Consider the following 11,740-nt stretch of genomic DNA (forward strand, 5'->3'; position numbering starts at 1 on the left):
GCAGCCTGTTTCCTTAAAATTTTACGAGGTTTTACCTTTAAGTGAAGCATAAATAGCCATTGCATGACCATGGCCAAGCTCAAACTCTTTTTTCAACCAATCGGTGATCTGAGTGGCTTTTACTACAACCTGACCACTAGAAACAAATCCCTTTTCCTCTGCCAGTTTTTTAAAATCCTCAGGCGTTTTGCCTGTTTTTTTCTGAATATTATCTATATATGCTTGAAATGACATGATCAATGTTTTTTTTTAAATTAAGACCTTCCTTCTTGATAATTGACCATCCAATTGATTCCATATTTATCCTGACAGCTACCATAATAGGCACCCCAAAACATGTCTTGAATGGGCATTTCCACGACTCCTCCTTCCGAAAGTTCATCAAAGATTCGCTTAGCTTCTTCCCTAGATTCAGGTTCTAAATTGATATGCATATTGTTCCCTTTGATAACCTTCATCCCGAATTCCTCTGGTGCATCAGTTCCCATGAGTATGTGACCTCCGAGAATAGGTAGCTCTATATGCAAAACCATTTTCTTAACCGACTCAGCCATGGGTGGTTGATTGGGATCTTCTGGAATCTCACCAAACCGTTGAATGCCATTGATAAATTCAGATTGGAACACATTCCTATAAAAAGTAAAAGCCTCTTCCGTATTTCCCCCAAAGTTCAAATAACTTGAAACCCTAGCTTTATTGCTAGTCTTGTTTTGGTGTCTCAACTTGAATTGAGATTCGATAAATTGATCTAGATTTTCGAGTCCTGCAGCGAATCCTTCTTTGAAACCCATCTCTATGATTTTCTCTAAGTCTTCTAAAGAGTCAAAACTCAGAAGCATATCGACCATAGTTTCATCACCACGATCTTGAAAGTCATTTTCCCACTTGTTCCGGGGCAATGAAGCATTAAAGTCCCCAGCCTCATCACAAAATCCATCAATAGCTGTAAAGTGTTCCTTTGGTATGATTTTGATATAATCTACTCTGCTCCAATGCTTCTCACCCTCGGGGCTTACCATAGCATAAAGCCAATGCCCACCCTCTCTAAAATCCATGGTTTTGGTCTTAGCATTCCATGGTTTAGGCGCCCACCACTGGTCCAAAATCTCAGCTTCGGTCCATGCTATCCATACAAGGTCACGAGGAGCATTAAAAGAACGCTGAACTTTGATTTGATTATTGGCTTTATCAACATCAAAGTTAAATAAAATAGCTTTTTTCATTTGTTATTGGATTTAAGTTGTTCTAATACTTGGTCTAATTGATCAAATCTCTTTGCTAATAGCTGCTTAAATTGCTCAAGCCATTTTTCTACTTCCTTCACCTTTTCTGCATTCAAATGATAAAAAATCTCTCTCCCTTGTTGGTCTTGCTGTACGATTTCACACTCAGACAATATCTGAAGATGCTTGGAAACTGCCTGTCTGCTAGACTCAAAATGTTCTGCAATCCCATTGGGAGTCAAAGCTCCTGCTGTCAAAAGCATGATAATTGCCCTTCTTGTGGGGTCTGCAATTGCCTGAAAAACATCTCTTCTAATCTTCATACTTCTATTTGCTACTATTTAATTGCAAATATATACGCAACTATTTAATTGCGCAAATAATTAAATAAAAAGCGGCAAAAACCTAGATTTCTGCCGCTTTTTATTTAATTCTAGTTAACTCAATTATTAAGGTTAATAACCAGGATTTTGATATTCATTTCTTGCAGTTTGATCAAGGGGCTGACCGTTTTGATCGGTCAATTGAATGAGATAATTGAAAGGCCAAGGTCTGAAAGTATGAAACCTTTGCATTTGACCCTTTCCATTACCATTTTGACCATTTCCTCCTGCTGTATTAGCTGCTACGGGCCACAGCCCCGTCCTATTGGAAGCCATTTGATTAAAATGCATAACCCTGTCATATAGGATGCCAGCGTTATGTAGGTCTTCCCACATGATTCCTTCTCCTAGAAACTCTCTATTTTTTTCATTATAGATAAAATGTATAAACATATCTCTTTTAGTACTTACAGTAGGTATATACCCTTCTCTATTTGCTTCTATAGTACCTGGGGTAAAGTGGTTTTCAGTAACCATAATTTGATCATATGAATCACCAAGCGCAGCATAAGGAGCTTCAAGCTCAGCGTTATCCAAATCATTAGCCTCAGGATACCATTGAACAATAGAAGAAGGTCTGTTTTCCCCACCTTTGAATGCCGCCCTTTGTCTTAAGACATTGATATCGGCCACTGCGGAGGCATAATCACCTCGTCTACCATACGCCTCTGCTCGAATCAAGTAAGTTTCTGCTAATCTCATTAGAATAGCATCTCTTGTCCCATTTTCTGAGTTAAAATTACTTTCATCAGTAGAACCTCCTCTAGTTGGATCAGTAAATTTCTTGACTGAAAGATAAGGCGCAGTCTGAGTAGCCAAACCTAAATTAGCACCATTAATGAATAACCTATAGTAATAATTTCCAGTAGCAGCAGATCTCACCCACCTAACCATAAACTGAAATGGTTGGCTCATCACTTCCATCGAATCTAGAGCATTTTCTCTATCGTTTTCAAGATAAATTATCGCTCTTCTACCGTTCTGAATTCTAATATCTCCTGATCTTACCTCAGGTTGGTCTGCTGGTTTATTGGCATTCCACCATGCTGCAGTAGCATCTGTCCATCTAAATGAGGTGGTGTTTGACCCCATATTCCCAATGTATTCATGTTGGAAAGTTTTGGCATACCTTGAGTCATGCATTTTATCTTTAAAATTATCATATCCATAATCTGTTGGCTTGAAAGTACCAAAAGGTCTTCCATAAATCATCGATCTATTCACACCAGATTGCTCTGTATAGTTTCCTATGTGGTAATTTACAGACCTATTACCCCCAAATCTTCCATTCAAACCAATGTTAGTATCAAATTGTGCAGCCCACAACACTTCCGGGTGTGGGTTTGACTCAGACACTGCCGGATCAAAAAGCGTCCAATAATCTGGAGCTAACCCTCCTACTCCATTGATTACTTCAGTGGATATGGCTATTGCATTATCCAAATCATTCGCATTAGTACCCTTGTACAACATTCTCAAAGACTCTTCAGAACTATTTTGAAATTCAGCCCCTTGAGCTCGATTAAGATAAAGTTTTGCTAAAAAATGTCCTGCAGCCCACTTATTGACTCTACCACGGTCAGTGGAAGTTGGAAGGTTATCATAAGCAAATGTCAAATCAGTAATCATTTGGTTATAGACATCTTCCATAGATGACTTTGGGTAGTAATAAATCCCATCATCTTGTCTCCTAGGAGTCAAAAGCAATGGAATATCTCCAAGTTGATTCGAAACCAAATAAAATGCCCAAGATCTCAAAAACAATATTTCAGCTTTTCTTTGATTAGCAAAAGACTGATTGGTTCCAAATACTCCTGGAGCAATATTTTCTATTACATCTAAAGCAATATTGCAGTTATTGATATGAGGATATGCACCCATTGGAGCATAAGAGGCATTGGCATTTCCAAGATAATTGAACATATTATTAGCAATATTGCTCAGGTCATTACCATAGACACCTACTTCCATTCTAGCCCAAGCAGGAGCAGAAGTCATGTAAGCGTCAGTCTCTGCAAGTGTAAGTCGCGCACCGTTAGCCTCCCACTCGTGTTTTACCCTTGCGTAAACATAAAGTCCATTAATAAGGGATTCAAGACCATTTTCATCATTGAAATAATCTTGGGTCAAGTTTGAAACTTGTCTTTCATCCAAGAAATCTTGACAGGAATAGAACAATGTCATCGCTGTCAGAGTAATTAATTTTATATATTTTTTCATTTCAATTCTCTTTTAAACGATTAAAAACCAGCTCTCAATGTAAAAACAAAACTTTGAGGCAATACCCTGTTGTTGTTTAATCCACCAAGTGGATCACCCTGGCCATTTCTCAATTCCCACGAAGTATCATCATCTGGATTGATCCCCCATCTGACAAGGTCACCTCCAAAGATGAATGGGTTAACCACTTGTACATTAATGTTCAAATTACTCATTCCGAATCTTTGAGCTGCTGTCACTGGCACATCATACCCCAAAGAGATGTGTCTGATAGTCACAAAGGAAGCTGTATTGAATTGCAATGGGTTGACAATATTTTCCACATTCGCACCAATCACAGGCAGCGGCCACCTTCCATTCGGGTTATCCCAATCCCAAAAGTCTGTCTCAACTCGACCATTTGGCCATGGACCACCAATGTTTGGAATACCACCAAAGTAAGTTTGTCCAAACCTACCAAAAGCCATCATACTCAATGTCCAATTTTTGTAACCTACTGTATTGGTAATTCCTCCAGTCCATCGTGGCTGCCTAGAACCTACCACTACCCTATCATCACTATTGATTCTGTAATCTCCATTTTGATCTACTACTCTTACAGTACCAGGATAAAAGCGGTGACCATTCTCATTGAACCTTGCCATTTCTTCTAAATCTTCAGGTGTGTTTTGCCAAATCCCCAAATGCTGAAAATCAAAAAATGAATGAATTGGGTGTCCGATAAACAAATTGTTGGCAATCATATCCTCTGCACCATTTACAAGCTCAAGGATTTGCTCTCTATTTGCTCCAAAGTTAAAATCTGTCTGCCAAGTCCATCCATTTCTCTCCACATTGACAGTAGACAGTGTCAATTCAATACCTCTATTTCTAGTACTACCAATATTTTCGAACTTTTGGACATAACCAGTAACTGCTGGTAAAGATCTTCCAAAAATCAAGCCTGTAGTAGTCATATCATATACTTCCAATGCACCTTTGAGCCTACCATCAAAAAAGCCAAAGTCTAAACCAGCATTCCATTGTGCTGTCTTTTCCCATCCTAATCCTGGATTTTGAACCAGTTGAGGAAGAAATCCAATTGCAGGATCTGCACCGAAAATATATGGATTTTGACTTAGAGGTCCTGTAGTGGTATAGGGGCTGACTGAAGAGTTTCCTGTAACACCAAATCCAAACCGAGGCTTCAATTCATAAATCCAACTAACGTCTCTTAAGAATCCTTCTTCTTGCATCTTCCATGCTGCCGAGAACGAAGGAAAAAAGTCCCATTTGTTTCCGGGAGCCAGCACTGAAGCACCATCATACCTCCCTGATGCAGTGAGCAAATACTTATCTTTCAAGGAATAGTTCACTCTTATCATCCATGACTGAATGGTATTTTCTGTGAAACTAGTGTTGTATCCATCCGGCCTTCCGTTGGTGTTTGATCCTAAGCTATACCATAAACTTGCTGGAATTACAGTATTAGAAACATTCATACCCATACCTTCTCTTCTTGAGTATTGTGAAGATTGTAACAGGGTCACTCCTAAAGTGTGAATATCATTAAATGTTTTATCAATGAATAAGAGGTTTTCAGCAACCCATGAAAAGTTTTCATCTCTAGACATTCCTGCCGTATTTCTCCTCAATGTCAAGTGATTGGAAGCGTTTGGACCAGTCCAGCTCCCATTTCTGAAATTTCTCACTTGACCACCAAAATTCAACCTATACTTCAACCAAGGTGTGAAAGTGATTTCTGAGAAGATATTTGCCATAATTGAAGCTGTTCTTCTTTCATTGAGTGCTTGATCTATGTCCATCAAAGGATTCCATAAATTTAGATTCCCCCCTGGGTTTGGAATCAACTCTCCTGAATTATTTCTTGGTAATGCAAACGGAAATTGTTCAGAAGCTCTAGAATACAAATCTTTAGACCCAGTATTGCTTGTGTTGGGCCCCATAAACCCAAAGTTCTGAGTAGAAAAAGAACCAAGCACTGAAGAACCCAATGTCAACCATTTGTTTGGTGTAACATCACCATTTAAGTTTAGTGTAAATCTTTCAAAATCCTGATCCTGTTGAACACCGGTTTGATTAAAATACCCTAAGGACAAATAAAGTCTAGAACTTTCTGTTCCTGCTGACAATGATACTTGATGAACATTTGTTATTCCCTGCCTGGTCACATCATCTCTCCAGTTGTGATTACCTACATTTGCTGAATTATAAATTGGGATTTGATCTGGCCAACCCAAGGCCCTTTCCTCTGCTGTAGTAGGTCTTGTTCTTGGAGTAACACCAAATTCTTCCCATTCATAACCTTGCCATACCATGTCTCTAGCAATAGGATCCTGTCCCAAGCCCATTACTTGTTGATCTAAAAATGGATCTGGAAACCATGGCTGTGCAGGAGTATTCAGATCTTGGTTGCTAGCATCACCATAAAGCCGGCCGTTAATCAAAGATCTTCTCCAAATATCAACATACTCTCCACCAGACATCCAATCTGTCAAATCCCTGAAAGAGTCTAGCGAAACGGTGGCAGTATAATTCACTTTTAACTGCCCTTTTTTACCTTTTTTTGTCGTGACTAGAATTACTCCATTTGCACCCCTAGAGCCATAAATTGCTGTTGCCGAAGCATCCTTTAATATCTCTATAGATTCTATATCATTAGGATTGATATCATTAAGTGAAAATGAACTCACACCTAATTGAGAAACTACTGGTATACCATCTATGACGTATAATGGGTCGTTTGACGCATTGATAGACCTGTTACCTCTTATTCTTACCGTTGGCAACTCTCCAGGTCTGTTATTTGTAGAAACATTCAATCCTGCAGCATTTCCTTGTAAAGCTTGAGCAATATTGGTGATTGGTCGCTCTTCTAACGTTTTTGAACTTACACTGGTGATAGCTCCTGTCAAATCACTTTTCTTTTGAGTGCCATACCCTACTACCACTACTTCTCCAAGCTGTTGTAAATCTGCTGACAGCGAGATATTTATTGTGCTTGAAGTACCTACTCTAAACTCTTGAGTAACATATCCAATTGAAGAGAAAACCAATACAGCATCATTGTCTGGTACTGAAATGGTATATGCACCATCAATATCTGTAACTGTCCCATTGTTAGTACCCTTGATCACTACATTTACTCCTGGAAGTGTGGAATTATCATCCTTATCAGTTACGGTGCCAGAAATTGTAATGTCCCTTTCCAGATTATCTGGAGTTGCATATGACTCAAATGCTATCAATGGTACTAAAAAGACCATGATAAGTACCATTCGAATCCTGTAATAAAACTGCAGGAATAAAATTTGTTTCATAAGATTTGGTTTTATTTTAGGTATATTGTTAAGGAAACTCTTAGAGATACTTTGATCCAACTATTAATTGGAAGTCAAGGCATTTTTAAGATTTTTAAATTTAAATGAACGAATACCTAAATCAATCCTGTTCTGTCATGCCTGGTTGGATTTTAAACCTACTTCACCTCAAAAGATCAGGATACAGCAGGATACAATAAATTCAACTTTAACATATTTTTCAACCTGAATTTATCTGTCAAAAAATTGACAAATCTTATCAAAACAAAGCCGTCATTCACCACCCATGAAACGACTGTAGCTTAAGCGTTTAGAATACAATAAATCAAAAATCAATGGTAAAAATTAATACTACGACATACTTCATTAGTCTTGTAGTAATCACCATCCTTTTCAGCTCAATGAGGATAGCTTTAATTCAACCTACTCAAACCAATATATTCCTCATTGGAGACTCTACAGTGCGCAATCAAAGTGGCACTGGTGGAACTGGGCAATGGGGATGGGGCACTTTTCTGCAAGAGTTTTTTGATAGCACAAAAGTAATAGTACACAATCACGCTATGGCAGGAAGGAGCACACGAACATTTATCAAAGAAGGTCGTTGGGATAGTGTACTAGAATCTATTAAACCTGGTGATTTTGTCATTATGCAATTTGGACATAATGAAGGCAGCGATCCTGATACTACAAGATCAGGATATAGAGGTGTACTACCAGGCATCGGGAATGAAACCAAATCTTTAACTTGGCCTGATGGGAAACAGGAGACTGTACATACATTTGGTTGGTATCTGATGAAATTTATAGAAGATACTAAAGCAAAAGGTGCGTACCCAATTGTCGCATCTATGATCCCAAGAAACAAATTCAACGATGATAATGTAGAAAGGGCTAATCAAGATTTTGGGTTGTGGGCAAAGGAGGCTGCAAGAAAAGGCGGTGCTTTATTTATAGACTTAAACAATATTGTAGCAGATCAATATGACACTTGGGGGCCGAAGGTGGTTCAAGGACTATTTGAAAAGGACCATACCCACACCAATGATGCTGGTGCGAGGATCAATGCCTGGTCAGTAATCAAAGGACTCCAAACGATTGAAAATAAAAAACTCCAAGCATTACTTCCTAAGAGAAAACCTCGACTTCTCCTAGTTGGTGATTCCACTGTCAAAAACGGTCAAGGTGATGGAGCAGGCGGTCTTTGGGGATGGGGTGATTTTATAGCTCCATTTTTTGACAGAGAGAAAATTAGCGTAGAAAATCACGCACTAGGGGGAACTAGCTCTAGAACATTCCAATCCTATGGAAACTGGCAGAAAGTCATAGAAAGAATAGCCCCTGGAGATTTTGTGATCATACAGTTTGGACACAACGACAGTGGTCCACTAGACGATGAAGCCAGAGCCAGAGGAACAATCAAAGGTTCAGGGTTAAAAGCAGAATTCATCTTCAACCCTATCACCAAAAGACATGAGACAGTTTACTCTTACGGTCAATACTTACGAAATATGATTTCGGATATTCAAGCAAAAGGCGCCACTCCGATTATATGCTCCCCCATTCCACGCAACAGCTGGAATGAAGAAAAAGTAAATAGATCCAATGAAAGCTATGGCAAATGGGCCAATGAAGCAGCTACAGGTACAAATGCTATATTTATTGACCTTAACGACATCATTTCAAATGGCTACGATTCCCTTGGTTTTGAATATGTTAGCAGTCATTATTTCAATGATCAAGACCACACACACACCATACTGGAAGGTGCTAAGTTCAATGCTGAAGCCCTTGTAAAAGGCATCAAAGATCTAGAAAACAGCACTTTGCATTCATTTTTGAAGTAAAATAAAAAACCACAGATGAACACTGGAAACACGGTCATTTTCTAACTTAAATAAATCACCTCACCCAATGGGCGCATATTTGAATAAAGTAAAGAGAAATAGTGCGAATTGTTCGTCTGTGGCTGATTTTATTTATCGATTACAAACTCTTCTGTTGGAATTCGGACTTTTTTCATTGAGGCAATCCAGTCCTCTTCAGGGTTGGCATAGCCAACATACATCAAGGAAACACTTTTTAAGCCATGCTTCTCCAGCTCTAAAACTTCATCTACAACATGGGTATCAAATCCCTCGGCAGGTGTAGAATCTACCCTCAGCTCTGCTGCTTGTGCCAAAGCCAAGCCTAAACTAATATATGCTTGTCGGGAAATATGAACAAAGTTCTCTTCGGCTGATTCTTTGAGATAGATGGATTTTAACATGTCTGTGTAAGCACTGAATCTTCCACGAGGCAATCCTCTCTCCTCAGTGGTGAAATCATAGACTTTATCAATCCTCTCAGCAGTATACCTATCCCAAGCTGCAAACACAATTACATGTGAACAATCTCTCATGCAATCTGGATTCAAAGCTCCCTTGACGAGTTTTTCTTTTGTTTGCTGATCTTCTACCACGATCAACCTGAATGGCTGCAATCCAGAGGAGGTTGGGGCCAGACGGGCTGCTTCTACAATTTTATCAATATTTTTTTTACTTACTTTTTTGGTAGGGTCATACGCTTTCACAGCGTGTCTCCAATTTAAATCTTCAATAAGTGACATTTTGTTTATTTTGAAATGATGACAAATAGCATGGCTAACAAAGCCGGAACTGCCTGTATAATGAATATTTTTTTGCTAGCTGTCAAAGCCCCAAATATACCTGCAACAGCTACACAGCCCAAGAAGAACAAGCGCAAATTCACAGCCCATTCGGGATCACTGATCAAAAATGACCAAACCAATCCAGCAACCAAAAAACCATTGTACAAACCTTGGTTTGCGGCCATAGACTTGGTGGGCTTGAATAAATCATGGGGCATAGAACCCACAAAGATTTTTTTTCCAGTTGTTTCCCAGGCAAACATCTCCATCCAAACTATGTAAAGATGTTCGATGACGACCAATACGGTCAAAATGATAGCTATAATGTTCATGGTGCTGTCTTCAAATGTTGTTTAAAATATTGAAAGCCATTCAATATACCTACTATTGACATGAAGATCAAGATTTGGATTTGGCTTTTAGAGATCAAATCGTCAGCTTGGTGAAGACAACCCAACTACTCAAAAACATGCTTAACTGCGCTACAAAAATAGTGTAAAATTAAATTGTATACAATCTATTTTTAAATTAATTTTCTAACTTCACTTTCTTGAGAAAAAAGAAATAAAGCACTTCGATACAAAATAAAGTGGTTATTTTCTACTTTGACTGTAAATATTCCTTTAAGCTTTGCTTGATAAAATAGATCCATCCCGATTCGCAGCTTTCACGCGAAAATTCGGTAATCTCATCAGAAAAATCCTCTAAAACTGTGTGGGTTAATGTCAGTTTTGATTGCTTAGCTGATCCAAACAATTCAAAAATCACATCAGAATCACCTTCGTACCCTTCATACTTCCAATTATAGGTTATTCTTTTGAATGGGTCCACTTCGGTGATTTTCCATAAGTGTGGAAATATCCTGCCTTCGTTTTCTACGACGAATCTCGTCTCATAATCCAACTCTGCCACAAAGGTTTCTATATTCACAAAGAACCACTTTTTCATCTGATCCAGTTCCGTAATCGCTTTCCAAAGCTCCAGTATGGAAACATCAAAAATTTGCTCGACGACAATTGCTTGTTCTGCTTTTTTCATTTGTAAAATCCTTCACAAAATTTAAACATCTATGACTCAAGTCTATTTATTATCCTATAGGTTTTTTCTTGCAGCTCAAATTTGCGCAATATTCTAAAGAACCATTTTACTCAAGCACAATAAAAGGGCTATCCAAAACCTGTTGTAGTCAACTCAACCAATCAACTCAGCTATCTGATAAGTATCAGAATGTATTTTGCGTACAAGATCTTGGTATAGTTTATCATAATGTTCTATAAGATCCATTTGCTTAATCGCATTTAGTTCTTAGGCTTGCCATGTTTTGATTTTAGATATTCAATCGTAGATTTCATCAATTTCTTAAGGGTTTCTTGATTGATGTCTGATAGTTTCTTAATGTAAATACAAGACTTTCCCATTTTGAACTTTCCCAAGTCTTGGAGCAGTTCTTCCTGACCCGAACAGCCCGAATAAACATAAAGGGAGATTGCTGCTTTTCTTGGGGAAAAACCTACCAGCGGCCAATCACCTTCTTGGCTGCTTCTTTCTGACTTGTAATGATATTGCCCAAACCCTATGATTGAACCACCCCACATTTTTGGCTCAAAGCCAGTGAAATCCTTCATGAGCTGTAAGATTTCAAAACTGTCCTTTCTCTTCTGCTCAGTGTCTGCAAATGAATTGATAAAATCGTGAACATTCGCATCATTTTCTTTTGTCTTTAACTCAGCCATTTCGGTAGGATTTATTTCTAGTATAGAGTTAAAATAATAAAAATTCAGAACTTCAAGAGTCAAACTCAAGGCAAATGTTAATTTACCCTGCCTAACTAATGACTGGTTTTTTAGCGGGCTTTAAATCACTCGTTTATGGCGCTATTGTCATTTTTTCGACTCTTTTCTCTTGTTTCTCTCTCACCTCATCCGTTCATCATTACGCTAACTC

The 11,740-nt window shown here is 38.4% G+C and carries 10 protein-coding genes; 1 reads left to right on the forward strand and 9 read right to left on the reverse strand.

Going from position 1 to position 11,740, the window contains the following annotated elements; translation table 11 throughout:
- Nucleotides 1-21: 21 nt before the first annotated feature.
- The 5 genes from MM239_RS08030 to MM239_RS08050 form a co-directional block, all read right to left on the reverse strand.
- Complete coding sequence (locus MM239_RS08030) at nt 22-234, reverse strand: DUF4287 domain-containing protein (RefSeq protein ID WP_241347685.1); 213 nt, start codon at nt 232-234, stop codon at nt 22-24.
- 20 nt (nt 235-254) lie between these two features.
- Entirely contained in the window at nt 255-1,223 is a 969-nt protein-coding gene (locus MM239_RS08035; protein WP_241347686.1) for an SRPBCC domain-containing protein, read from the reverse strand.
- A complete protein-coding gene (locus tag MM239_RS08040; RefSeq protein ID WP_241347714.1) occupies nt 1,220-1,540 on the reverse strand; it encodes an ArsR/SmtB family transcription factor in 321 nt (106 codons plus the stop codon). Before MM239_RS08040 ends, MM239_RS08035 begins: the two co-directional genes overlap by 4 nt.
- A gap of 138 nt (nt 1,541-1,678) precedes the next feature.
- Entirely contained in the window at nt 1,679-3,826 is a 2,148-nt protein-coding gene (locus tag MM239_RS08045) for a RagB/SusD family nutrient uptake outer membrane protein (RefSeq protein WP_241347687.1), read from the reverse strand.
- Between the two features lie 20 nt (nt 3,827-3,846).
- Nucleotides 3,847-7,146, reverse strand: coding sequence for a SusC/RagA family TonB-linked outer membrane protein (locus tag MM239_RS08050; protein WP_241347688.1), 3,300 nt, complete (start codon nt 7,144-7,146; stop codon nt 3,847-3,849).
- A gap of 335 nt (nt 7,147-7,481) precedes the next feature.
- On the opposite strand from MM239_RS08050, the gene MM239_RS08055 reads away from it, so the two are divergent.
- Complete coding sequence (locus tag MM239_RS08055; protein WP_241347689.1) at nt 7,482-8,993, forward strand: rhamnogalacturonan acetylesterase; 1,512 nt, start codon at nt 7,482-7,484, stop codon at nt 8,991-8,993.
- Nucleotides 8,994-9,121: 128 nt separating this feature from the next.
- On the opposite strand, the gene MM239_RS08060 is transcribed toward MM239_RS08055, so the two are convergent.
- The 4 genes from MM239_RS08060 to MM239_RS08075 all read right to left on the reverse strand — a co-directional run bounded on the left by MM239_RS08060 (nt 9,122) and on the right by MM239_RS08075 (nt 11,529).
- A complete protein-coding gene (locus tag MM239_RS08060) occupies nt 9,122-9,754 on the reverse strand; it encodes an NAD(P)H-dependent oxidoreductase (protein ID WP_241347690.1) in 633 nt (210 codons plus the stop codon).
- A gap of 5 nt (nt 9,755-9,759) precedes the next feature.
- Nucleotides 9,760-10,128 carry a DUF1304 domain-containing protein gene (locus MM239_RS08065; RefSeq protein ID WP_241347691.1) on the reverse strand — a complete coding sequence of 123 codons (369 nt, stop codon included), beginning with the start codon at nt 10,126-10,128 and terminating at the stop codon, nt 9,760-9,762.
- Nucleotides 10,129-10,396: 268 nt separating this feature from the next.
- Complete coding sequence (locus MM239_RS08070; RefSeq protein WP_241347692.1) at nt 10,397-10,834, reverse strand: SRPBCC family protein; 438 nt, start codon at nt 10,832-10,834, stop codon at nt 10,397-10,399.
- Nucleotides 10,835-11,094: 260 nt separating this feature from the next.
- A complete protein-coding gene (locus tag MM239_RS08075) occupies nt 11,095-11,529 on the reverse strand; it encodes a DUF1801 domain-containing protein (protein WP_241347693.1) in 435 nt (144 codons plus the stop codon).
- Between the last annotated feature and the right edge of the window lie 211 nt (nt 11,530-11,740).

The organism is Belliella filtrata, from assembly GCF_022549775.1.
GTDB classification, from domain to species: Bacteria; Bacteroidota; Bacteroidia; order Cytophagales; family Cyclobacteriaceae; genus Belliella; species Belliella filtrata.

Coding starts and splice junctions, on each gene's coding strand:
- MM239_RS08045 (WP_241347687.1), bottom strand. CDS start 3,826: ATGAAAAAATATATAAAATTAATTACTCTGACAGCGATGACATTGTTC.
- MM239_RS08030 (WP_241347685.1), bottom strand. CDS start 234: ATGTCATTTCAAGCATATATAGATAATATTCAGAAAAAAACAGGCAAA.
- MM239_RS08060 (WP_241347690.1), bottom strand. CDS start 9,754: ATGTCACTTATTGAAGATTTAAATTGGAGACACGCTGTGAAAGCGTAT.
- MM239_RS08070 (WP_241347692.1), bottom strand. CDS start 10,834: ATGAAAAAAGCAGAACAAGCAATTGTCGTCGAGCAAATTTTTGATGTT.
- MM239_RS08035 (WP_241347686.1), bottom strand. CDS start 1,223: ATGAAAAAAGCTATTTTATTTAACTTTGATGTTGATAAAGCCAATAAT.
- MM239_RS08055 (WP_241347689.1), top strand. CDS start 7,482: ATGGTAAAAATTAATACTACGACATACTTCATTAGTCTTGTAGTAATC.
- MM239_RS08050 (WP_241347688.1), bottom strand. CDS start 7,146: ATGAAACAAATTTTATTCCTGCAGTTTTATTACAGGATTCGAATGGTA.
- MM239_RS08075 (WP_241347693.1), bottom strand. CDS start 11,529: ATGGCTGAGTTAAAGACAAAAGAAAATGATGCGAATGTTCACGATTTT.
- MM239_RS08065 (WP_241347691.1), bottom strand. CDS start 10,128: ATGAACATTATAGCTATCATTTTGACCGTATTGGTCGTCATCGAACAT.